The sequence below is a fragment of the Alphaproteobacteria bacterium genome, from assembly GCA_040216735.1.
GTDB lineage: Bacteria > Pseudomonadota > Alphaproteobacteria > SHVP01 > SHVP01 > CALJDF01.
The window spans coordinates 298,814-320,350 of sequence record JAVJOO010000005.1; the positions used below are offsets into that span (position 1 = coordinate 298,814).

Sequence of the window (21,537 nt, forward strand, 5' to 3'; positions counted from 1 at the left end):
GTCGCCGTCGCTCCGCGTAAACGTCGGTGAATTACGATCAAATACACGCAAAGATGTCGCTCGCGAAGGATTCGCACGTGTTGGCACAATGCTAACGTGCATTAACGACGTTGTAGCATTGACTCAGTGGCTTCGCTTCCAGAACATCTGGCGCGACGATAACAGGGTAAGTGTCAAGGTGGCGTTGATCATCTTGCAAGAGTCGGGACAACACCGGCACACCAACAGGGAACCCAAAAAATGTTCAGAAAAACATGTCTCGCAGCATGTGCCGCGCTTCTATTCGTTGCGCCCCTAGCTAGCGCCAAGGACTTCCGATTTGCGTTTCAGGCCGACGCCAACTCCATGGACCCATACAACGTCAATGAAAGCTTCACGTTGGGGTTTCAGGGAAATATCTACGAGGGCCTCATCGCACGCGGGCCCGACATCCAGATCGAACCCTCGCTCGCCACCGAATGGGAGGTTCTGGAACCGACCCGCTGGCGTTTCAAGCTCCGGGAAGGCGTCACATTTCACGATGGCCGAGCCTTCACCGCGGACGATGTCGTCTTCTCGGCGGAACGCGTGCAAAAAGAAGGCTCCGATCTGAAGGGTCGCTTGACCGGTGGCGGTGTCGTCAGCGTTACCAAGGTCGACGACCACACGGTCGACATCGTCACGGCAAAACCGAACCCCATCCTCCACGTCGAATGGGAGACCTGGGCCATCATGTCGAAGGGATGGGCCGAGGAGTTCAATGCAACGAACCCGCAAGCGGTCACCGGGTCGGAGGAGAATTACGCCACTCGCAATGCCAACGGCACCGGCCCATTCATCCTCGAAAGCCGGGAGGTCGACGTGCGCACGGTTCTGCGCGTAAATCCGAACTGGTGGGACAAAGCGAACCTGAAGAGCAACGTAGACCGCGTCATTCTGACGCCGATCGGGGCCGACGCGACCCGCGTTGCAGCCTTGCTCTCGGGCGAACTCGACATGGCCTACCCGATCCCCGTCCAGGACATCGACCGCGTGGAGCGCGGCGCGTCAACGCGCGTTCTGGTCGGCCCGGAACTGCGCACCATTTACTTCGGCCTCGATCAATTTCGGGACGAACTCCTTTATTCAGACGTCAAAGGAAAGAATCCCTTCAAGGACAAACGGGTCCGCCAAGCGCTCTACCAAGCTATCGACATCGACGCCATCAAAGACAAGGTGATGCGAGGTCTCTCCAATCCGTCGGCCATGATGGTCGGGCCGGGCGTGGCCGGGTTCGACGAGAGCATCCAACGCCTGCCGTTCGACCCTGATGCTTCCAAGACGCTTCTCTCCGAGGCCGGTTACCCGAACGGATTTTCGGTCACGCTCGACTGTCCCAACGATCGCTATGTCAATGACGAAGCAATCTGCCAGGCCACCGTTTCGATGCTCGCTCGGATCGGCGTGAAGGTCGATCTGAATGCTCTGCCCCGGAGCCAGTACTTCGCGAAAATCCTCGCCCCAAAAATGGAGACGAGCTTCTTCCTACTGGGCTGGACGCCGGGTAGTTACGATTCCTACAATCCTCTTTTTCTTCTGCTCGGTTGTCAGGACGCGACGGGCAAAGGGCAGTTCAATCTGGGCCGGTATTGCAACCCCGAAGTCGACGCCTTGAGCGCCGAAATTCTCAGCGAAACCGACGACGCCAAACGCAACGCCCTGGTTGCCCAGGCTTGGGCGAAAACCATCGCGGATGTGGCCTATCTACCTTTGCATCAGCAGGCACTCGCCTGGGGCGTTTCGAACAAAGTGACCGACATTGCCCAGCGCGGCGACAACGTGTTCCATGCGCGCCATGTCGTAATGCAATAGCCGGCACGATCTGTGATAGGGTCAGCGGGGCGCGCATAGAGCCGTGCAGACCGTTGCGCTGAACGGAATGGATATTGTTCGCACTAGTAACCCGCCGGATTTTGCAGTCCGTGATCGTCATGCTGACCGTCGCGCTGATTGCATTCGCGCTATTCCGATTCGTGGGCGACCCCGTGGCGCAAATGGTGGGGCAGGAAACGCCGCTCGATCAACGCGAACAGCTCCGCGAGCAACTTGGGTTGAACGACCCGATCCCGTTGCAGTTCGCCCGCTATGTCGTGGACACCGCCCAAGGGAAATTCGGCATTTCCTACCGCACCGGTCGACCGGTCGATGACCTCCTACGCGAACGACTACCGGCGACCCTTGAACTCTGTTTTGTCGCTGCCCTTTTTGCCCTGCTCGTCGGCCTGCCGATGGGGGTCTATACGGCACTCTACCCTGACCGCTGGCTGAGCCGACTCTTTCTCACCGTCTCCCTAATCGGTATTTCGTTGCCCACCTTCTTGGTCGGCATTCTGCTGATCTTGATCTTCGGCGTGACGCTTGGATGGTTGCCGACATTCGGTCGCGGGGAAGTCGTGGACCTTGGGCTTTGGTCAACCGGGCTGCTCAGTGTCAGCGGATGGAAGTCGATCGTGATGCCGGCGTTCACCTTGGGAATGTTCCAACTAACGTTGATCATGCGATTAGTGCGGTCCGAGATGCTCGAAGTCCTACGAACCGATTTCATCAAGTTCGCCCGCGCACGGGGTCTGCGTGCCCGCTCGGTGAACTTTCGGCACGCCCTGAAAAATACGTTGGTCCCCGTGATCACGATCACCGGACTCCAACTCGGCGCGATCATTGCGTTCGCGATCATCACCGAATCGGTGTTTCAATGGCCCGGCATGGGCCTTCTTTTCCTGCAGGCAATTCAATTCGCCGATATTCCGATCATGGCGAGCTATCTCGTCCTGGTGTCTCTGTTCTTCGTCGTGATCAATCTCGTGGTCGACATTCTCTATCACATCGTCGACCCGCGCCTCCGCGCGGAACGGCGCATCGCGATGGGCAACTGATGGCGCGCGGCTGGGGCGCGGCCCTACGGCAGCGACTCGACACAGATGTCGCCAATAGCTTTCGTCGCTCGCCGGTTACGATGATCGCGGGTGTTGTAACGGCATCGCTCTTTCTCATGGCGTTGTTCGCACCGCTCATCTCACCCCAGGATCCGTTCGATCCGGCGAGCCTCAATCTCCTAGATGCGTTCACGGCACCCGTGTGGGACGAGGGCGGAACCTGGAGGTTCTGGCTCGGGACCGACGACCAGGGGCGCGATATTTTCTCGGCGATTCTCTACGGCCTACGGGTTTCCCTCTTGGTCGGCTTCGCGTCCGTGTTGTTCTCGATGGCGCTCGGCGTAACCTTGGGTCTCATTGCCGGCTATGTCGGCGGCTACATCGACAGCATCGTCATGCGCATCGCAGACGTTCAACTCAGCTTCCCCGCCATTCTTATCGCGTTGCTGATCAACGGTGTCGCCCGTGTCGTGATGCCGCGTGCGGCGGTCGAAGACCTCGCGATACCCGTACTCGTCCTATCCATCGGGTTGTCCGGTTGGGTGAACTTTGCCCGTACGGTGCGCGGCTCGACGATGGTCGAGAAGGGCAAAGAGTACGTCCTGGCTGCCCGCGTGGTCGGGCGACCACCATCGATCATCATGATACGCCATGTCCTGCCAAACGTAGCCGGACCCGTTCTGGTGATCGCCACCATCAGCCTCGCCGTGGCGATTCTCGCCGAGGCGACGCTCTCGTTTCTCGGCGTCGGTGTGCCGCCGACTCAACCTTCCCTGGGAACGTTGGTCAACGTTGGTAACAACTTCCTCTTTTCGGGTGAGTGGTGGGTCGTCGTCTTTCCTGGCGCGACGCTCGCCCTCCTCGTTCTCGCCGTGAACTTGCTCGGCGACTGGCTGCGCGATGCGCTGAACCCGAGGCTGCGCTAGCTCACCGCCGACCGATCATCGTCGCGGCAGTCGCCCCCCGGGGGCCAACGCGAACATCGATTACGCAGGCGCCTCCGGCACGTAGCACGGCGACACCTTCCATCATCGCGGTCGCGAGTTGACCTGCGGTTTCGATCGGTCCAATGCCCGGGAGACCCTGGGCTTTGGCCAACTGGGCAAGGTCCAAAGCTGGGTCCGCGATCTTCTGTCCTATCCACCGGTTGTCCGGGTTGCGCGACCGCAGGCGCGCGACACGATCCTGATGCATCTCGTCGTTAAAGTAGGATTGGTTGTTGGCAACGATGGTCAGCAAGGGAATGCGGTAATGCGCCGCCGTCCAAAACGCATTGACGCCCATGAGGTAGTCGCCGTCCCCAATCACCGCGACGGCGAGCCGACCTGAGTCTTTGAGCGCCAAGGCGCTGCCGATCGCCATCCCCGGCCCTGAGCCGATACCCCCGCCCCCGTCGTACCCGAGAAAGTCGAGCGGCCCTTCCAGCGGCCACCGCGCGCCTGGCCAGCCGCCCGGCAGGCGCACCAACGAAACTGGGGAATCGCCCACAGCATCCCTCAACGCGTTGGCAATGTGATCCACGGTCAGCGGCCCATCGCCGCTGAGATCGTCCGGGGTCTTGCGCGGCGGCACCGCGGATGTCTTGCGACCACCCGCAACCGCCGCCGTCAGAAGTGGCACCGCCACATCGGCTTCGCTCAATAGCGTGACGTCGACCGGTGGCAAACCTTGATGGTCCATGCTCCAACCGTTGTGGACGTATTGATCGATCGAGGCATGAATCACGCTTGCCCCTACTTCCACGTCCGACCACACCTGCCCGAGCGTTCCGGCAAGGTCGATCCAGTCGAGGCTGAGGATCACGTCACACGCTCGCACCGCCTGCTTTTGGTCATCGCTGAGGAATTGCAGGGTCCCGCCGTGCTGGGCGTGGGCCGTCGGGAAGGTCGCGCCCGCCTTGAAATCGGTGAACACGACGGCACCGAGTTTTTCGGCGAGAGCGACCCGCGCATCCCATGCGTTCTGGGTCCGGGCAATGCGGCCCGACAGAATCGCCGGGCGTCGGGCACCGTTCAGAAGCGCCGCGGCCTCTTCTAAAGCTTCGGCACTCGGTCGCTGCGATCTCGCGGGGGCATACCGCCGGGCGTCGGGCGGCACAATCGGCGCGTCGAGGGCCTGTTCCTGAAGGTCCGCATCGAGGCACACGTAGACTGGGCCCCGCGGTGCCGTTCGGGCGATCTGATTGGCCCGGTAGATCGACTCGACCGCCGCGGCGACCGATGCTGGTTGATCGTCCCATTTGATGAAGTTTCGGATCAACCCACCTTGATCCTGGGCGGTGTGAATCCAATCGATCCACGGTCGGCGCTTCGCCGCATCGACCGGACCGGTGGCGCCGAACACCATTACCGGCACCCGGTCGCAAAACGCGTTGAATATGCCCATCGATCCGTGCATCAAACCGACGTTACTATGTAACACCACAGCCATCGGCTCGCCGGCCACCTTGGCATAGCCGTGCGCAATCGAAACCGCATGGTCTTCATGTAAGCACAGGATCATCTGAGGATCCCGGTTGCCGAGAAAGTTGACCAGGCTGTCGTGGAACCCACGAAAGCTCGCACCCGGGTTCAGCGCAACATACTTGAGCCCCAGATTGCGTACTGCCATCGCCATCGTGTCGCTTCCCCACGCGGGTGCGGCATTTCCTGCAACATCGACTGGCTTCTCGATCTCGTCCATGGGCCTCACTCAGAATGTGTCGAAGTCAAATTGATTGCCGCGGAACTGCCGAATCATCTTCTCGCCAATATCGCACGGCGGCGGTACATATCCCTGTGCGCGGTGAAATGTGTTCGGCTGGTGACCAGCGATTTCGAGGATCAGTTTGCGACGAATGGCACTGCCGAAATCATGGAAACCCTCCGCCACAACGACGAACGCCCCCGGCCCGGCAATGACGCAATGCTCGAAATAGACATCGAGATCCTTCATTTGCGGGATGCCAAAGGGATTGGGCCGATCGTTGATGATCGGCAGCCCGTTCACGGTAACCCCTGCCTCGGCCGCGAGGTCGCGGGACCGGTTGACCAACGTTCCATTGTTATTCGGCCCGTCGCCGGAAATATCGATCACGAGCCGCGTTCCTTGGAAGGTGTTGGCGTCGAACATCGGCAGAGCGAACTCGATCGCGCCGCTAATCGACGTGTAGCGACCCCGGTGCAACGGGGCGCGCTCCAACGCCGCAACAAAGGCCTCCGCTGTAGCAGGACCGTCGATCATCATCCAGTCGACGGTGACCGCCCGGCTAAACGCCCCCGCCCACTCCACATAAGTCACGGCAATTCGCCCCAATGGGCCCGCGCCAATCGCGCTGAGCACGACCGGATCGAGGAACGCCGCCATATAGCCTTGCCGCTGCAGTCGCGCTTCCTCGAAATCGATACTGCCGGAGACATCGACCGCAAGAACGAGCTCCAAGTCGACAGCTTGTGCCCTTGCCGGCGTCGCCAGAGCCAGAGCTGCACCCAAGCTACAAACCGCAAGGAGGAATCGCGCGCGCGTCATCCCGAAGCGTCCGGGACGCCGGGATGAGCGTAGTAGTGCCAGAGGAAACACGCCGCAGCGCTCCGGTAGGGGCGCCACGATTCAGCAATGTGACGCATCCGTTTCTCGTCGGGACGTTTCCGCAATTTCTTGAGCCGCTGGACGGCCGCGCAAATCGCCAAATCCCCCGCCGGCATGATATCGGCGCGGCCCAGTGCAAAGAGCAGGTAGATCTCGGCCGTCCACCGGCCGATCCCCTTGATCTCGGTGAGCGCGGCAATTGCCGCGGCATCGTCCATCCGGTGCAACCGGCGGAAATTCAACGCCCCGCTGGTGACGGCGGTTGCCAGTTCGCGCCCATATGCGATTTTCTGCCGACTTAGTCCAAGTGCTCGGAGTTCCGCATCCGATGCCGCGGCCAAACGTTCGGGGTCGCATCCGGTCGCCGCGTCCAACCGCTCAATGATCGCCTTGGCGGCATGGACTGAGAGTTGTTGCGCCATCACAATTCGCAGCAAGCCCGAGAAGCCCCGGGTTTGGCGGCGCCGGCGCGGCAGTCCCACGACGCGGAAGGCAGCGCTAATGTGCCGATCGCGGCGCGCAAGTTCTTCAAGTGCAGGCGCAAGGGTTGGGTCAGGTCGGCCATGGATCATGGCCGACTCTAGCCCGGCCTTGCCGGTTGGCGCGAAGCCTTTATGCTGACCCGCATGTTCAGCCGATGACCCATACCGTTTGCATTCTCGGCATCTTCGTGGCGGACTTGACCTTCGTCGCGCCTGGGGCGTTGCCACATCCAGGGGAAACCGCCCTAGGCCGCGAATTTCGAATCGGCCCCGGCGGTAAGGGCTCCAATCAGGCCGTTGCGGCCCGCCGTGCCGGCGCAGAGGTCACACTAATCGCCAAAATCGGCGCCGACACCTTTGGCGATATGGCGCACGAACTCTACGCGGCTGAGGGCATTTCAGACCGCGGGCTGATCGACAGCCAAACCCACCCGACCGGCGCGGCTGGGATATTCCTGAGCGAAGAAACCGGGGAGAACGCGATCGTCGTCACCCCGGGTGCCGCCGGCGCCATCTCGGTTGCGGAGGCGGAAGCGGCAATCGACCTGGTCGCCGCGGCCGACATCTTCCTGACCCAGTTCGAGGTGCCCCTTCCCGTCGCGCAGGTTGGCTTGCGCTTGGCCAAATCCCGGGGCGTCCGCACGGTATTGAACCCGGCGCCGGCCGCTTCGGTAAGCCCCCAGATTTGGTCGCTCGCCGATATCGTCACGCCCAACGAAAGCGAAGCAGGCGCCCTAAGCGGCCACCGCGTTACCGGCCCCGCCGAAGCCGCGAACGCCGGGCGGTATTTTCTAGACCGAGGCGCGGGCGCGGTCGTCATCACACTCGGCGCGAACGGCGTCTTTTTGATGGACACCCAACGTACCCTCGTCGTCGCGGCCCACCGAGCAGGTCCCTTGGTCGAAACCACGGGTGCCGGAGATTCCTTCAACGGCGCGATGGCCGCAGCCCTCGCCGAAGGGCAGGACCTTGAGAATGCCGTGCGATTTGGCAACGCTGCTGCAGCGATCTCGGTAACGCGACCTGGAACCGCGCCGGCGATGCCGACCCGCCGCGAAATAGAAAAACTCCTGGCACGGAAAACTTGAAGGGCGGGGCCCATGGCACGAACACCTATCCTCATCGACTGCGATCCCGGGCAAGACGATGCGGTCATGCTGTTGCTCGCGTTCGGGGCGCGCGACGCGTTGGATATACGGGGGATCACTACCGTCGCCGGCAACGTCCCCTTGGCCAAGACCCAGCGCAATGCGCGAATCATCTGCGAACTGGGGGGCGTCTCCGACATTCCGGTATTCGCAGGCTGCGAGCGGCCCATGATGCGACACCTCGTGACAGCGGAGCATGTGCATGGCCGCGAGGGTATCGACGGCACCGAGATCTATGAACCCGCCCTGCCTCTCCAAGCCCAGCATGCCGTCGACTTCATCGTCGATACGTTGATGAAAGTGCCCGACGATTCCATAACGCTCGTGCCGACCGGCCCGCTCACCAACATCGGTATGGCGATCGTGCGCGAACCCCGCATCCTACCCAAAATCCGCGAGATCGTATTGATGGGCGGCGCGATGCGCGAGGGCGGCAACACGACACCGTCCGCCGAATTCAACATCTACGTCGATCCGCACGCCGCCGACATCGTTTTCCGCTGCGGTCGCCCGATCGTGATAATGCCGCTCGACGTCACCCACCAGGTCATCACCACCGCCGCGCGGATCGAAGCCTTTGCCAGCCTCGGCAATCGGACCGGCACAGCCGTCAAGGCAATGATGGCGTTCTACAACCGGTTCGACGAGGAGAAATACGGTACCGACGGGGGACCGCTGCACGACCCCTGCACCATCGCCTATTTGCTGGAACCGGCCCTGTTTTCCGGCAAGGCCGTCAACGTCACGGTCGAAACGCAATCCGACCTAACGATGGGCGCAACGGTCACCGACTTTTGGCGAGTAACGGAGCGCGGCCATAACGCCACCTGGATTCACGGTGTTGATGCCGACGGTTTCTTCGATCTTCTCAATCGGAAGATCGCGAGCCTCCCCTAGCACCAAACGCGCTACCACTCGCCGACATTGGGCATCGATGTCCAAGGCTCAGCCGGTCGAAGGGCGTCGCCTTTTTGCAGCAGTTCCACCGAGATGTTGTCGGGCGAGCGTACGAACGCCATACGCCCGTCGCGCGGGGGTCGGTTGATCGTTACGCCACCGTCCATCAGGCGTTGGCAGGCCGCATAAATGTCGTCGACCTGGTAGGCCAAGTGACCGAAGTTGCGGCCGCCGTCGTAGGTCTCAGGATCCCAGTTGTAAGTCAGCTCGACCTGGGCTTCCTCGTCGCCCGGTGCCGCAAGAAAGATAAGGGAAAATCGCCCCTTGTCGTTGTCGATCCGTCGAACCTCACGCAGGCCGAGCTTGCCGTAGAACGCCAACGATGCGTCGACATCGGTTACACGGACCATCGTATGCAAATACTTCATAGGGGCTCCAAGGTTTGCCTACGGAACGGCCATTATGGGGACGGAGACCGCGACTGCAAACAAACCGTCAATAGTCAGGGACAGCTCACAAGCATTAGGCGCCGAGGTCACGAAACTTTCGCTTGAGGTCGAATTCGCTCGACGTCACATGCGTCTCCATCGCGCCCAGACGCCGCTCGATCTCGCGAAACTTGTGGCGCAGGTCGTGCGCCGTGCCGCCAGGCTCACGGCGAACCTCTTTCCAGAACCGCTCCTCCTCGCTGGAAATGGGCGTCTCCTCGATGGGCGTATCCTCCAATATCCACGACGCCAAGAAATATACGACCAGGGACGGCAACCAAAACGGCGTGATCAAACTCACGACAAAGATCACTCGCAGCGGGGTTGGGCTAATCCCGAAATAGTCGGCAATCCCAGCGCAGACCCCCGAGACTTTTCCCTTGCGGCGATTCTTGTAGAGCCGCGTGTGACTGGCGCGAGCTGGATTATTCATCGCGCGCCCTCCGCCAATCCGGAGAGTCGGCATCGAGGATCTTTTCGAGGCTTCCCAATCGCTGCTCGATTTTTTCGGCGCTTTGCCAAAGGTCCTGCAACAACTTCTCGTCCTCGCCAGAGATCGTCTTGGTACCGCGCCAGCGAGTCACGTAGTGGAAGACGATCCACGTCGGCACGACCACGCCGAGCGCCAAGATGACGGCGACCATTCCGGTGTCCATTGTCCCTCCGTTCTTGTTTTTCCGACCAAGCAGTCGCGGACGCGCCTAGGACTTAGGCGCGCCCGAGACCCGGGCTTTGAGGGCCGCGAGTTCCTTCTCGATGGAACTTTCGGCCTCCAGTTCGGCGATCTCGTCGGACAGCGAGCGCCGCTTGCCAAGATCATAGGACTCGATTTCGCCTTCGGTCGCATCGATTCTCTTCTCGATCTTCTCGAACCGGGCGAAGGCATCGTCGACGCGCGGGTCGTGCAACTGGCGGCGAACCTTAAGCCTCGAATCGACGGTTTCTTTGCGCGACCGAATGGTTTTCTGTTTTGCCTTGGCTTCAGTCAGCTTCGCTTCGAGGCGTGCAACGTCGGTATCGTTCTTTTCGAGCGATTCGTCCAAAAGAGCGACCTCTGTTTCCAGCGCGTTTGCAGCATCCGCAAGTTTGGACTTCTCCAGAAGCGCGCCCTTGGCTAAGTCCTCGCGATTGCGCGAGATGGCGAACTCGGCCTTGCGCTCCCACTCCGCAGCCGAATCGGCCAGACGGTCCAATTGCCGGTTGATCCCTTTTTTCTCGGCAATGGTTCGCGCAGCGGTCGAGCGAACCTCAACCAGCGTGTCCTCCATTTCCTGGATGATCAGCCGAATCATCTTTTCGGGATCCTCCGCACGGTCCAACATCGCCGTGAGGTTGGAATTGATAATGTCTGTCAAGCGAGAAAAAACACCCATCGTCGATCTCCTCTTTTCTTAGATTAAGCCAGGAAGGCCCCAACCACAGCGCCGGCTAGAAACATGATCCATTGGTCTGCGGTCCTGGTTCGAACGAACCGCAGGAACCGTGCGCGCAATCGATCCCAATTGGTGTCGTCGCGCGCGTCGTAGCGTGTGCTCATTGCGGCCTCCGCCGAATAGGCCCGGCGACCGGCGCAGGCTCCAGCGCCTCGTTGCGCAGGTAGGGCACGGGAAGGGTCGGCGTCCCGCGCAGATGCAGCGCAAGTTGCAGGACCATCCAAGCCTCCACCTCGTCCGCGCCGAGGTGGGCGTAGATCGGTGTAATACCCTTGCGGTCGCGTCGTTCTGTCGTTGCTTTTGTCATCCCATCCTCCTCCACGTTCTACCTCCTCTAGAGCAGGATGCGTGCCAACCTGCTGAAGACACATAAACTATTGTTTTTAAACGATAATTTTGAAAGGAGCTGGATAGGATACTGTACATATTAAGATACTAATTATTATTTTTGACTGATTTGAGGTATAATTAAACAAGTGAATGCACCCGCCGACTTGCCACCCCTCATTGGTGAATCCCCCAGTTTCCTGGCATTGGGCGAGGAGATCTCGCGTCTCGCCACCTTGGATCGCCCGGTCCTCGTAATCGGCGAACGCGGCACCGGCAAGGAGCTGGTCGCGGCGCGCCTTCACTTCCTGTCGGCGCGCTGGGACCGGACATACGCCAAACTCAATTGCGCAGCGCTCTCCGAGGGTCTGTTGGAAAGCGAACTGTTTGGCCACGAAGCGGGGGCCTTCACCGGTGCTACACGCCGCCGTGCGGGCCGATTCGAACTCGCCAACGGCGGCAGCCTGTTTCTCGACGAGATCGCCAACGCGAGTCTGTCGGTCCAGGAGAAAATCTTACGCACCGTCGAGTACGGAGAATTCGAACGTGTTGGCGGCAACGCGACGATCGGCGTCGACGTACGGGTCATCGGCGCAACCAACGTGGACTTGCCCGCCGCCGCGCGCGATGGCCGTTTCCGCCACGATCTTTTGGACCGGTTGAGCATCGCGGTAATCACCATTCCACCGCTGCGCGCTCGGTTGGAAGATATTCCCCTGCTCGCCACTCATTTTGGGCGGGGCATCGCGCAAGAAATCGGATGGGACGCGTTCCCAGGCTTTGCGCGGAACGCACTCAAGAAAATGCGCGACTACCCTTGGCCGGGAAACGTGCGTGAACTGAAAAACGTCGTCGAGCGTTCGGTGTTCGCGAGTGAACCCGACCAGCCGATCCAGCATATCGTCTTCGACCCGTTCGACTCGCCCTTCCGGCCCCATACCGCCGAACACACGGTACCCGCCATCGACCAACCACCCGACGCTATTCAGGCACCCGCCCCCGATGCCGCTGGGCCGGTCAACCTCCGAGATGCCGTCGCAGCCTTTGAAAAGAAGTTGCTGGAACGCGCCTTAATGGAGAACCGGTACAACCAACGCGCCACCGCAAACTATCTCGGCCTTACCTACAACCAACTCCGCAACGATCTACGCAAACACGACCTACTGGGCTCGGGCCCCACGCCCTCTTCGGCGTGAGACCGGCCACGCCGTAAATACCTATTTCTCGTAAGCCGCAAACTCGATGAGACCGGTGTTGCCGCCGCTGCTTTCCACGACATCGAGACGCAGGCTCTTCGCTTCGACATCGACGGCGAAGCGATAGGGTTTGCTGGCATCGGGCAAAGCAAACGGTCCCGGCGTCCGGCCATCGTCCGTCGTCACCGTGAACTTGAAGGTCTGCGCGGTGCCATCGCTCATCGAACGGGTCCAGACCTCAATCTCGCCTATCAACGCGCGCTTTGGTAGGTCGACAACGATATAGGCATCGTCGCCGTCGCCGTTCGACGACCATGCCGAGCCACGCTGTCCGTCGATCGCGCTGTTCGCGCCGAACGATCCATCGTTGGTTTGATTGGACCAATTGCTCGAGACTGCCGCGATTCGGGCCCCAGCAGTAGCGACGCAATATTGACCCGGGTGTCGCGGGGCGCTGCCAATGTTCGAAAGGTCTGGGTTTCCCCGACAAAGACGCGGCCATCGGCCGCAACGCCCTGGACCCGGAAATGATAGGTCGTATTGGGCCGCAGATTAGCCATCAGGGGATGGTGGTTTTGGTGGGCGCCGCCGTCCATGTCTTGGTCGACGGCAATGTGGCCAAAAGCCGTCGTTTCCCCATACACCACCGAACAGGCGAGCGGGATGCTGGAACGAAACCGCAGCACGGCATCTCGGTGGGTGACTTCTGTCGCCGCGGGCAACTCGCCGTCGGTGACTTCGGCGATGGAACGGACGCCAAACATCTGCTCCTGCGCGTAAGCTTGCGGTGTTGCTAGAACGACCGGGGTCAACGCCAAAACAACCAAGCAATATCGAAGCATCTCAACCCCCTAAAAAACGGCTTCGAGTCGCATACGGGTCAACCGCACCCTTTGCAAGGCCGCACCATCGAAGGCATGTTCAACTCCCCTTGAACGGGCGGGACACACTTATGACAGACCTCGGCCTCATCAACATCGCGACCGCCGTCGTGACCCTTGCGGCGGCCTTCGGTTATCTCAATCACCGCTGGCTTAAGCTGCCGACCACCATCGGCCTCGTCGTCATCGCGATGATTTCGTCACTGTGCATCATTACTGTCGACAATATCTTCCCGGCGCTGAACCTGCGCGATACCGCCCGGGCCGCCTTTCTTCAGATCGATTTCCACGACACGCTGATGCAGGGCCTTCTGAGTTTCTTGCTTTTTGCCGGGGCGTTACACGTCAACCTTAGTGACTTGCTTGCCCGCAAGTGGGCGATCGGATCGTTGGCGACCGCCGGCGTGTTGATTTCGACCGCACTCAACGCCGTCGGTATCTACTTCCTCGCCCGGGTACTGGGAATCGACGTGCCCTTTGCTTGGGCGCTGGTCTTCGGTGCACTCATTTCACCGACCGACCCAGTGGCGGTTCTGGGTATTCTGAAAACCGTGCCGGGTGTTCCCGATAGTTTGCGGGCAAAAATCGCCGGCGAGAGCCTGTTCAACGACGGCGTGGGCGTCGTGGTGTTCACAATTTTGCTGGCAATCGCCTTGGGCGGCGGCGGTCATGGAGGCGAACCGATCGGCGCGCTCAGGATCGCCGAACTCTTCGTCGTCGAGGCGCTAGGCGGCGCGGTGCTCGGTCTCGTCACCGGATTGATTGCTTTCTATGCGATGAAGTCGGTCGATGAATACAACCTCGAAATCATGGTTACCCTTTCCCTAGTCATGCTGACCTACGGGATCGCGACGACACTCCACATTTCCGGGCCGATCGCCGTGGTCATTGCCGGCCTGTTGATCGGTAACCAAGGGAGCCGGTTCGCGATGAGCGACAGAACCCGCGAGCATGTCGAAACCTTCTGGTCGCTTCTGGACGAGATCCTCAACGCGGCACTCTTCTTGCTGATCGGGTTCGAGGTCATCGCACTGTCGTTCACGGCCCCCGAGTTATTAGGCATGCTGATTGCGATTCCGATCGCACTCCTCGCTCGCTTCGTTTCGGTATCGATTCCGATTTTGGTGTTGGGCATTCGTCAAGAATTCACCAGAGGGGCCGTTCCTGTCCTGACCTGGGGCGGGCTCAAGGGCGGTATTTCCGTCGCATTGGCGTTGTCGCTACCGGACCTGCCGGCGCGCGAGCCCATTCTCGCCATTACCTACGGCGTCGTTATTTTTTCGATTATCGTCCAGGGGCTTAGCATCCGCCGGGTGGTTCGGCTCACGGTGCGCTGATTCCGAAACGGAGAACGCTGTGGGCGTCACGCAGCGCGGCCTCGACGTCGTCCGGCGACTCGCCGCGCGCGAGGATGAACCCCAAATAGCGGTTCCCCTCGGGCAGCGGTACGAGCGTCTCGCCGCGCGCGACGCTGATCGTCACCTCATGGATGCCCGGCATGAACTGCGCCTCGGCCAGTCCTTCGACGTAATCGAGGCGGCCTGCGGCTGGGATCGGAATCATCATGACACCAGCGGCGGCGGTTTCCCGCTGGGTCTCGACCGGTTGGCCCAGGGCGTGGCGAACGATGATCTCCTCCAGGCTCAAACCGGTGCCGAACCGCAACGTGCGCCCACACAGACCGCCGATCGAACGAGCCGCCACCTCAAGCACATAGGCACGGTTGCCATCGAGGCGCACCTCCGCGTGGATGGGCCCGCTTTGAAGCCCGACAGCGACAACCGCAGCGGACACCGCGTCGATCACAGTCCGTTGTGCGTGGGTGCCCAAACGGGACGGCGTGACATAGATCGTCTCTTCGAAGTACGGCCCATCGAGCGGATCGGGCTTATCGAAGATTGCCAACGTCTTGAGTTCGCCGCCGACCAGCAGCCCCTCGAGCGCTACCTCGATACCCGGCACGAAGTTTTCGACCAAGAGCGCCCGCGATGTCGGAGACTGAAGGGTCGGGTCGTCCGAGCGAACGATCGCCGCGGTGCGCGCGAACGCCGCCTCGAACGACGGTTGGTCGTCGGCGCGGATGACTCCCCGGCTCGCAGACATCGCAAACGGCTTGACAACGCAAGGAAACGCCAGCCTCGTCTGCGCAGGACCGTCAATAGGTAGAACTTCGAACGCAGCCTGGGGCAGACCGGCGGCGGTCAAGACCTCCCTGAGCCGTCTTTTGTTGCCGGCGATTTCAATCGCGTCCGGTCGATTGTGGGCTAGGCCAAGCGATTGGGCCGCGCGCGCGGCGAGCAATGTCGGCCCCTCGTCGACAGCAACAATGGCGTCCAAAGGGTGTCGCGCGGCGTGGTCCGCGATCTGCGACACACCGACATTGTGATTGGAGAAATCCAGTTGGAGCGTACCGTCGCCGGGCAGGGCTGCACTCCCATCGCCACCGATCCCGACGACAACGTCGGCACCCGTGGCTCTGGCCGCACCCAGAAAATCGCCGATGCGATAGGACGACGAAGGAACCAGCAACAACAGCCGTGCCATGGGCTAGATCGCGGCGCGCTGCAATTCCGTCGGCTCGGCGCAACAGTACCAAGGCTCGCTCATGTGCGGTACGCGCACCCCTGCCGGCAGCGGCGGGAGGGGTCGGGGCACGGCGAGCGCGGCATGGGCGATGTCCCAGAGCCGGGCGAATACCGCACGGCGCGACTCGCCCGCCGCATCGCCCTGTTCCACCGCCTGTTGGATATCGCGCTGCAGCGCATCGACCTTTGGGTCGGTATGGGCCCAGCGATAGCTCAACGCCTCCGGGTCGAACGCGCCCAATGCGCCGTCCATCGCCGGATAGCCGACGAGCAGCGAGCCCTTCGGCACCAGCAATCGGATGGCGAGTTGAACCGGTGCGACTTGATCTACTAACCCTAGGGTTGCGATGTCGTCTAGCAGTGCTGCGTACCCGGTCAAGCTGGTCCACGGCGCAAAGGGCACGAACGTCGGCGACAGAGTCAGGCCGACGTCACGGGCAATTGCCAAAGCCTCGATAAAGTCGGCCCGCGTGTGCCCCTTGTCGAGAATGCGCAGGCTATCGTCGTCCAGCGCTTCGACGGCCGTCGTCACGAATAGACACCCCGTCGAGGCAAGCTCGGGTAACAAATCGCGGTGGCGTAGAAGGTGCTCGACTTTGATGGTGACGTCGTACGTCACGGCCGGAAAGCGTTCATGTAGACGTCGGGCGACGGCCATTCCGTGGCCCGACCCATTGAAGAAATCGGGGTCGCCAAAAGTAATGTGTTCCGCGCCCGCCTCGATTTGCTGCGCGATGTCCTCGACGACAATGTCGCGCTGTACGACGCGGAACGTACCGTCGTACACCGGCACGACAGGGCAGTGCCGGCAACGGTGTTTGCAGCCGCGGCTGGCTTCCACGTAGCCCACACGGCCCTCGCTGCCGTCGACCGCGAGAAGTTTTCCATAGGAATCGAGCGACGGCAGGCCCTGTCGGTCGGGCAGGCGAAACACAAGCTTATCCAGATGGATGGTTTTGCTTTGCGGCGCCACGGCCCGGCCCGCGGCGAGATCGCGAAATACTTCGACCAACACCGCTTCGTATTCGCCGCCAATCACGGTACCAACGCCCAGTGCGCGCAAGTGCTCCTCGTTGACCGGCGCGTAGAGTCCGAACGCCACGATATGGGCCGTGGGGTTAAGGGCGCGCACCCGCGGGATAATTTCCGAGGCGAGGCGCGTCGCGGTATGCATCGGGACATGGAATGCCACCAAACCGGCGCGCCGGATCGCCGTGCCGTCTAGACGGTCGAGCGACAGATCGAGGCAGGTCACACTCGCCCCAGCCTCGCGCAGCCAGGCAGCCGGCGACGCTAACCCAAGCGGCTGGTGACCAAGATCGTAGGTCGAAACCAGAACGGCGTGCATCGCCGGAGCGTTCGTCACGGCGGTCCTAATACGCGCTCATCCCACCTTTGCCGGGTTGGAAATAGGGATTCTCCCCGCCCGCGTGGTCCGTCGAATCCAGCACGTGATTGATCGAGGGCACCGCCTGTTTGATCGCGACCTCGACGCCTTGCTTGAGCGTGACATCGGCCATGCCACATCCTTGGCATCCGCCCTCCAATCGAATGAAGACCGTATCGCCCTGGACATCCACAAGAGCAATGTGACCTCCGTGGCTGGCCACCGAGGGGTTGATTTGTTCGTCGAGAACCTGGCGAACCGCCAAGCCTTCCGGCGTCTCAAGACCGGGTTTCGGAATCGCATCGAGATGATCGACCACGCGCTCCACTTGGGGCACGAAGTGACGGATCATATTTTCGATTCCGCCGATCAGACTACGGGCCGACCCTTTAAGTTCGAGAACGACGTCGCCGTCGTCGTATGCCACGAAGATCACCTCGCCGCCGTCGCGGCTGACCACCGGCATCACCCGCTCGTCAATGATTTCCTGAATGCGGGCAACAACCGGATCGTCGCCGGGGGCGGCTTCGGCGTTGGTACTGCCCGGCTCGTTCAATACCGGGTGGCCCTGGGTGAGGTGATCCATGATCGCAACCAGCAGTGCGGGTTTGAGCTCGGTCCACTCGACTACCGGGCTTTTCTCGACAACGATTGCCGCTTGCAGGAGCGTTACAAATTCGACATTGCCGACCTCGAACAGACGCGCCGCCAATGGCGAGGCGCCTTGCGCCTCCTCTCGGGTTGCAAAGGTGACTTCGCCACCCCGCGCGAGAACCTCGCGGCCGGGATTGAATCGAAGTTGGGCCGGGTCGGCGAGCGTCTCGGTTTGGATGAACATGTTAATCCTGACTAATTCAGTCGATTATTCGGCAATGTACGCATTTGCGACTGGCAATCAAGGGGGGTTCCGCGTCGGTGTCGGAACTCACAACTCAGCGACGGGGCGATTGCAGCGTTGAATTCCGGCTCAGGCCCGCATAGGGTAGATGCTTAAACACAACGGTAGCCGAAGAATTTCTCAGAACTGTCACCGATGTTGCTGTTTATCAACAAGTGGGTGACTCATCGATACGTCCGGTTGGCTGCCGGTTAGGGGGACGACATCCCTGAAGTCCAGACGGCGCCTGCCGAAACCGGTGACCGCGCTTCCGTTGCAGCACGGTTCCACAGTTGCCGTGCGCTTACCGAAGAATTTGCGGCGCACCTGACGGTTGAAGACCAAATCCCGCAATCGATGCCGGATGCGAGTCCAACGAAGTGGCACCGCGCCCATACCACCTGGTTCTTCGACACATTCCTATTGCAGCCCTATTTGGCGGGCTACAGCAGCCCCGATCCTGCGTATGGCTACCTCTTCAATTCCTATTACGAGGCGGCGGGCGCGCGTCACCCACGTCCGCAACGCGGCCTGTTGACCCGCCCTACGGTCGCGGAAGTAACCGACTATCGCCGTACCATCGACGACGCCATGGCGCGCCTGATCGCAACGGCGGACGACAAGGTGTGGACCAGGATCGCTCCGCTGATCGACCTTGGGATCGCCCACGAAGAGCAGCACGACGAGCTCATCTTGATGGACATCCTGCACCTCTTTTCGCACAACGCGCTGCACCCGGCATTCGCGCCCTACCGGCCCGCAACCGCGGGCGAGACAGGCCCGCTGGACTGGATCGATTTCGATGGCGGCATCGTCGAGGTCGGGCACGATGGCGACGGTTTTGCCTTCGATTGCGAGGGGCCGCGCCACCAAGCGTTGCTGCGCCCCTACCGCCTTGCCTCCCGACCGGTCACCAACGGCGAATGGAAAGCCTTCATCGCCGACGACGGCTACCGCCGCGCAGACCTTTGGCTTTCGGACGGCTGGGCGACCGTGAACAAAGAACATTGGAACGCCCCGCTCTATTGGGAAGAAGCCCAGGGCGTTTGGCATGCCATGACTCTTTCCGGTCTGCGCCCTGTCGACGACTCCGCCCCGGTCTGCCACGTCAGTCACTACGAGGCCGATGCCTATGCGACGTGGGCTGGCAAACGCCTCCCCACCGAGCAGGAATGGGAATCCGCCGCTGGACCGCTCCAGCCTGAGGGCAACACGATCGGCAGCGGGTTGTTTCGGCCGGCACCCACACCCAACGGCGGCGCAGGCCTTCAGCAGATGTTCGGCGACGTGTGGGAATGGACCCAAAGTCCCTACGTGCCCTACCCCGGCTTTCGGCCCGCGGCGGGTGCGGTCGGCGAATACAACGGCAAGTTCATGAGCAATCAGATTGTGTTGCGCGGCGGCTGTTGCGCGACCCCTGATGGGCACGTGCGGGCCACCTATCGGAATTTCTATTACCCAAACACGCGGTGGATGTTTGCCGGGTTGCGGTTGGCGGAGGATGCAGAATGACAAAGATGGCAATGACCCAACGCGAGCTTGGCGCGCTTGAGGATTTTCACGACTTCGATCCGGCCGAGGACGATTTCCGAACGGCTATTCTCGATGGCTTGGCCAAGCGCCAAAAGGCACTTTCGAGCAAGTTCTTTTACGACCGGCGCGGGTCCCAGTTGTTCGATTCGATAACCGAACTGCCGGAGTATTATCCGACTCGCACCGAGATCGGGTTGTTGGAGCACTACGCCGACGACATCAAGGCGACGGTTGGCCCCAAGCCGGTTGTGGTCGAGTTCGGCGCGGGATCGGTCGTCAAGATCCGGTTGCTGTTGGATGCAGTACGCGCACCGGTCTTCGTTCCGATCGATATCTCGCGCGAGCATTTGGTCGCTTCCGCGCGCGAGCTTGCGGCCGACTATTCGGAAACGAGAGTGATCGCCATCTGCGCCGATTTCACCCGCGATATCGCGCTGCCGGATGACTTACCGACGACCAACCGTCTCGGTTTCTTTCCCGGCTCGACGCTCGGCAATTTCACGCGTGCCGACGCCGAACGTTTCCTTGATCGCGCCCGCACGACCCTCGGGCCCGCTAGTGCCTTTCTGATCGGGATCGACCTGCGCAAGGATGAGCCGACACTGCGTGCCGCCTACAACGATTCACAGGGCGTCACAGCGGCCTTCAACCTCAATCTGCTCCGCCGGATCAACCGGGAACTCGGCGCGACATTCGATCTGAAAAAATTCCGCCACGATGCGCCATGGGTTGAAGAAGAAGGCCGCATCGAGATGCGCCTGGTCAGCACCGAATCCCAATCCGTCATGGTCGCGGGCGAGCGCTTTCACTTCGCCGAAGGCGAATACATCCATACCGAAAATTCACACAAATACGATGTCGACGAGTTCCAGGCACTAGCCCGGCGCGCCGGATACGAACCCGCCCGCGTCTGGGTCGACAACGACCGCCGCTTCAGCCTGCACTATTTGAAAGCGTAAGCCGTCAGTCGATCGCGGCGCTCAGGTCCGTCATCACGGCGGGAAAGTCGTTCGCCTGGACCACGGACCCTTTAATCAATTCGTCGAAATGACGTGTGAGAACACGGATGTGTTCGCGCGTGTTGAACACAAAATAGAGTTGACCGACATAGAGCGCCGCCCGCTTGGGGCCGAATATGGTGTATGGCACGGAATAATGCGTCAGCCCGTCGTAAAGATAGATCCGGAGCGACGGATACAGTTCGTCATACAGCGCGCTCATCCGCTCGAACTGACGACGCCGCGCATCGGCCATAAGGCCCTCCCACAGGCCCGTCCCCAACGCAAACGCCCGCAGGTCTTGGATCCGCATGCAGACTTCCATGTCAGCTTCGGGCGTGCGGGTGCTTTCGAGCTTGTCGCCTTCCGAAGAAATCGCGTCGTCGGCATCGCGCGCCGCGAAGTTCCGGTATTCGTATCGCAGCACTTCGTCGGTCTTGACCAGATCGGGCAACGACGCGGGAACGTGCCTAACTTTGTAGCCCGACGCTTCCAAGTGCCAGCGCACCAACTGAGCGTCCACCGGAGTCTGCGCACTCGCGGCGATTTGCAAGGATTCGTGCAGGATATCGGCGCCGCGCAGGGTTTCGTTGCTCAGCCCCAGCAACCAATCGAGGCTGACCTGTAGCTCGCTCGCCATCGCCGCCACGGTGTCGGCACGGGGCAGGCGGTCGTTTTCGTCGGACAGAATTTGCGATAGCGTTGAGCGGTCGACCCCGATCCGCGCGGCCAATCCAGCGGCGCGCAAGCCGGAGCGGCCCATCGCCTCGGTCAACCGCTCGCGGAAGATTCGCGCAATCTCTCTCCGGTTCGTTGAACGTTGTGTTGGCTCCACCATCCTGTTGTA

At 61.2% G+C, this 21,537-nt stretch carries 24 protein-coding genes; 9 read left to right on the forward strand and 15 right to left on the reverse strand.

Features of this window, described 5'->3' with window-relative positions:
- The first annotated feature begins 240 nt into the window (after positions 1-240).
- The 3 genes from RID42_14705 (at position 241) to RID42_14715 (ending at position 3,817) form a co-directional block, all read left to right on the forward strand.
- Entirely contained in the window at positions 241-1,830 is a 1,590-nt protein-coding gene (locus tag RID42_14705) for an ABC transporter substrate-binding protein (protein ID MEQ8248925.1), read from the forward strand.
- A 74-nt stretch (positions 1,831-1,904) separates the two neighbouring features.
- Complete coding sequence (locus RID42_14710) at positions 1,905-2,891, forward strand: ABC transporter permease (protein MEQ8248926.1); 987 nt, start codon at positions 1,905-1,907, stop codon at positions 2,889-2,891.
- Positions 2,891-3,817, forward strand: a complete 927-nt coding sequence (locus tag RID42_14715) for an ABC transporter permease (GenBank protein MEQ8248927.1) — start codon at positions 2,891-2,893, stop codon at positions 3,815-3,817. The genes RID42_14710 and RID42_14715 overlap by 1 nt, the downstream gene beginning before the upstream one ends.
- A 1-nt stretch (position 3,818) precedes the next feature.
- On the opposite strand, the gene RID42_14720 is transcribed toward RID42_14715, so the two are convergent.
- Genes RID42_14720 through RID42_14730 form a run of 3 tightly spaced genes read right to left on the reverse strand, consistent with a single transcriptional unit; the run spans position 3,819 to position 7,030 of the window.
- Entirely contained in the window at positions 3,819-5,573 is a 1,755-nt protein-coding gene (locus tag RID42_14720; protein MEQ8248928.1) for a thiamine pyrophosphate-binding protein, read from the reverse strand.
- A 9-nt stretch (positions 5,574-5,582) separates the two neighbouring features.
- Positions 5,583-6,398 (reverse strand): DUF1194 domain-containing protein, encoded by an 816-nt coding sequence (locus RID42_14725; GenBank protein MEQ8248929.1) that lies wholly within the window; start codon positions 6,396-6,398, stop codon positions 5,583-5,585.
- Positions 6,395-7,030, reverse strand: a complete 636-nt coding sequence (locus tag RID42_14730; protein MEQ8248930.1) for a DNA-3-methyladenine glycosylase 2 family protein — start codon at positions 7,028-7,030, stop codon at positions 6,395-6,397. Before RID42_14730 ends, RID42_14725 begins: the two co-directional genes overlap by 4 nt.
- 65 nt (positions 7,031-7,095) lie before the next feature.
- Between RID42_14730 and RID42_14735 the strand changes: the two genes are divergently transcribed.
- Both RID42_14735 and RID42_14740 read left to right on the forward strand, forming a co-directional pair.
- On the forward strand, positions 7,096-8,028 hold the full coding sequence (locus RID42_14735; protein MEQ8248931.1) for a ribokinase: 933 nt from the start codon (positions 7,096-7,098) through the stop codon (positions 8,026-8,028).
- A gap of 12 nt (positions 8,029-8,040) precedes the next feature.
- Positions 8,041-8,985 carry a nucleoside hydrolase gene (locus RID42_14740; protein ID MEQ8248932.1) on the forward strand — a complete coding sequence of 315 codons (945 nt, stop codon included), beginning with the start codon at positions 8,041-8,043 and terminating at the stop codon, positions 8,983-8,985.
- Positions 8,986-8,996: 11 nt separating this feature from the next.
- Here the strand turns inward: RID42_14740 and RID42_14745 are convergent, their stop codons facing one another.
- The 6 genes from RID42_14745 to RID42_14770 all read right to left on the reverse strand — a co-directional run bounded on the left by RID42_14745 (position 8,997) and on the right by RID42_14770 (position 11,213).
- Positions 8,997-9,413, reverse strand: a complete 417-nt coding sequence (locus RID42_14745; protein ID MEQ8248933.1) for a VOC family protein — start codon at positions 9,411-9,413, stop codon at positions 8,997-8,999.
- Positions 9,414-9,507: 94 nt separating this feature from the next.
- Complete coding sequence (gene pspC / locus RID42_14750) at positions 9,508-9,906, reverse strand: envelope stress response membrane protein PspC (GenBank protein ID MEQ8248934.1); 399 nt, start codon at positions 9,904-9,906, stop codon at positions 9,508-9,510.
- Complete coding sequence (gene pspB, locus RID42_14755) at positions 9,899-10,129, reverse strand: envelope stress response membrane protein PspB (protein ID MEQ8248935.1); 231 nt, start codon at positions 10,127-10,129, stop codon at positions 9,899-9,901. The genes pspC and pspB overlap by 8 nt, the downstream gene beginning before the upstream one ends.
- 45 nt (positions 10,130-10,174) lie before the next feature.
- Positions 10,175-10,846, reverse strand: coding sequence for a phage shock protein PspA (pspA, locus tag RID42_14760; GenBank protein MEQ8248936.1), 672 nt, complete (start codon positions 10,844-10,846; stop codon positions 10,175-10,177).
- A 23-nt stretch (positions 10,847-10,869) separates the two neighbouring features.
- A complete protein-coding gene (locus RID42_14765; protein ID MEQ8248937.1) occupies positions 10,870-11,010 on the reverse strand; it encodes a hypothetical protein in 141 nt (46 codons plus the stop codon).
- Positions 11,007-11,213 carry a hypothetical protein gene (locus RID42_14770; GenBank protein MEQ8248938.1) on the reverse strand — a complete coding sequence of 69 codons (207 nt, stop codon included), beginning with the start codon at positions 11,211-11,213 and terminating at the stop codon, positions 11,007-11,009. The genes RID42_14765 and RID42_14770 overlap by 4 nt, the downstream gene beginning before the upstream one ends.
- A 169-nt stretch (positions 11,214-11,382) precedes the next feature.
- Here RID42_14770 and pspF point away from each other — a divergent pair, with 169 nt between their 5' ends.
- Positions 11,383-12,429 (forward strand): phage shock protein operon transcriptional activator, encoded by a 1,047-nt coding sequence (gene pspF, locus RID42_14775; GenBank protein MEQ8248939.1) that lies wholly within the window; start codon positions 11,383-11,385, stop codon positions 12,427-12,429.
- A 21-nt stretch (positions 12,430-12,450) separates the two neighbouring features.
- Here the strand turns inward: pspF and RID42_14780 are convergent, their stop codons facing one another.
- Both RID42_14780 and RID42_14785 read right to left on the reverse strand, forming a co-directional pair.
- Positions 12,451-12,768 (reverse strand): discoidin domain-containing protein, encoded by a 318-nt coding sequence (locus RID42_14780; protein ID MEQ8248940.1) that lies wholly within the window; start codon positions 12,766-12,768, stop codon positions 12,451-12,453.
- Positions 12,681-13,271 carry a fibronectin type III domain-containing protein gene (locus RID42_14785; protein MEQ8248941.1) on the reverse strand — a complete coding sequence of 197 codons (591 nt, stop codon included), beginning with the start codon at positions 13,269-13,271 and terminating at the stop codon, positions 12,681-12,683. The genes RID42_14780 and RID42_14785 overlap by 88 nt, the downstream gene beginning before the upstream one ends.
- A 110-nt stretch (positions 13,272-13,381) precedes the next feature.
- Here RID42_14785 and RID42_14790 point away from each other — a divergent pair, with 110 nt between their 5' ends.
- Positions 13,382-14,647: a sodium:proton antiporter gene (locus tag RID42_14790; protein ID MEQ8248942.1), complete on the forward strand. Its 1,266-nt coding sequence runs from the start codon at positions 13,382-13,384 to the stop codon at positions 14,645-14,647.
- Here RID42_14790 and RID42_14795 read toward each other — a convergent pair.
- The 3 genes from RID42_14795 to RID42_14805 are packed head-to-tail and all read right to left on the reverse strand — an operon-like array spanning position 14,634 to position 18,120.
- Positions 14,634-15,854: an ATP-grasp domain-containing protein gene (locus RID42_14795; GenBank protein MEQ8248943.1), complete on the reverse strand. Its 1,221-nt coding sequence runs from the start codon at positions 15,852-15,854 to the stop codon at positions 14,634-14,636. The two genes, RID42_14790 and RID42_14795, sit on opposite strands and share 14 nt — an antisense overlap.
- Before the next feature lie 3 nt (positions 15,855-15,857).
- Positions 15,858-17,243, reverse strand: coding sequence for a CUAEP/CCAEP-tail radical SAM protein (locus RID42_14800; GenBank protein ID MEQ8248944.1), 1,386 nt, complete (start codon positions 17,241-17,243; stop codon positions 15,858-15,860).
- 25 nt (positions 17,244-17,268) lie between these two features.
- Positions 17,269-18,120, reverse strand: a complete 852-nt coding sequence (locus RID42_14805; protein ID MEQ8248945.1) for a NifU family protein — start codon at positions 18,118-18,120, stop codon at positions 17,269-17,271.
- A 264-nt stretch (positions 18,121-18,384) separates the two neighbouring features.
- Between RID42_14805 and egtB the strand changes: the two genes are divergently transcribed.
- Positions 18,385-19,671 (forward strand): ergothioneine biosynthesis protein EgtB, encoded by a 1,287-nt coding sequence (gene egtB / locus RID42_14810; GenBank protein MEQ8248946.1) that lies wholly within the window; start codon positions 18,385-18,387, stop codon positions 19,669-19,671.
- Positions 19,668-20,651 (forward strand): L-histidine N(alpha)-methyltransferase, encoded by a 984-nt coding sequence (egtD, locus tag RID42_14815; protein ID MEQ8248947.1) that lies wholly within the window; start codon positions 19,668-19,670, stop codon positions 20,649-20,651. Before egtB ends, egtD begins: the two co-directional genes overlap by 4 nt.
- A gap of 4 nt (positions 20,652-20,655) precedes the next feature.
- On the opposite strand, the gene RID42_14820 is transcribed toward egtD, so the two are convergent.
- Positions 20,656-21,528 (reverse strand): helix-turn-helix transcriptional regulator, encoded by an 873-nt coding sequence (locus RID42_14820; GenBank protein MEQ8248948.1) that lies wholly within the window; start codon positions 21,526-21,528, stop codon positions 20,656-20,658.
- Positions 21,529-21,537 lie beyond the last annotated feature (9 nt).

Coding starts and splice junctions, on each gene's coding strand:
- RID42_14765 (MEQ8248937.1), bottom strand. CDS start 11,010: ATGAGCACACGCTACGACGCGCGCGACGACACCAATTGGGATCGATTG.
- pspB (MEQ8248935.1), bottom strand. CDS start 10,129: ATGGACACCGGAATGGTCGCCGTCATCTTGGCGCTCGGCGTGGTCGTG.
- RID42_14785 (MEQ8248941.1), bottom strand. CDS start 13,271: ATGCTTCGATATTGCTTGGTTGTTTTGGCGTTGACCCCGGTCGTTCTA.
- RID42_14730 (MEQ8248930.1), bottom strand. CDS start 7,030: ATGATCCATGGCCGACCTGACCCAACCCTTGCGCCTGCACTTGAAGAA.
- RID42_14725 (MEQ8248929.1), bottom strand. CDS start 6,398: ATGACGCGCGCGCGATTCCTCCTTGCGGTTTGTAGCTTGGGTGCAGCT.
- RID42_14715 (MEQ8248927.1), top strand. CDS start 2,891: ATGGCGCGCGGCTGGGGCGCGGCCCTACGGCAGCGACTCGACACAGAT.
- RID42_14745 (MEQ8248933.1), bottom strand. CDS start 9,413: ATGAAGTATTTGCATACGATGGTCCGTGTAACCGATGTCGACGCATCG.
- RID42_14720 (MEQ8248928.1), bottom strand. CDS start 5,573: ATGGACGAGATCGAGAAGCCAGTCGATGTTGCAGGAAATGCCGCACCC.
- pspA (MEQ8248936.1), bottom strand. CDS start 10,846: ATGGGTGTTTTTTCTCGCTTGACAGACATTATCAATTCCAACCTCACG.
- egtD (MEQ8248947.1), top strand. CDS start 19,668: ATGACAAAGATGGCAATGACCCAACGCGAGCTTGGCGCGCTTGAGGAT.
- RID42_14735 (MEQ8248931.1), top strand. CDS start 7,096: ATGACCCATACCGTTTGCATTCTCGGCATCTTCGTGGCGGACTTGACC.
- RID42_14795 (MEQ8248943.1), bottom strand. CDS start 15,854: ATGGCACGGCTGTTGTTGCTGGTTCCTTCGTCGTCCTATCGCATCGGC.
- RID42_14805 (MEQ8248945.1), bottom strand. CDS start 18,120: ATGTTCATCCAAACCGAGACGCTCGCCGACCCGGCCCAACTTCGATTC.
- RID42_14740 (MEQ8248932.1), top strand. CDS start 8,041: ATGGCACGAACACCTATCCTCATCGACTGCGATCCCGGGCAAGACGAT.
- RID42_14820 (MEQ8248948.1), bottom strand. CDS start 21,528: ATGGTGGAGCCAACACAACGTTCAACGAACCGGAGAGAGATTGCGCGA.
- pspC (MEQ8248934.1), bottom strand. CDS start 9,906: ATGAATAATCCAGCTCGCGCCAGTCACACGCGGCTCTACAAGAATCGC.
- RID42_14770 (MEQ8248938.1), bottom strand. CDS start 11,213: ATGACAAAAGCAACGACAGAACGACGCGACCGCAAGGGTATTACACCG.
- RID42_14800 (MEQ8248944.1), bottom strand. CDS start 17,243: ATGCACGCCGTTCTGGTTTCGACCTACGATCTTGGTCACCAGCCGCTT.
- RID42_14705 (MEQ8248925.1), top strand. CDS start 241: ATGTTCAGAAAAACATGTCTCGCAGCATGTGCCGCGCTTCTATTCGTT.
- RID42_14790 (MEQ8248942.1), top strand. CDS start 13,382: ATGACAGACCTCGGCCTCATCAACATCGCGACCGCCGTCGTGACCCTT.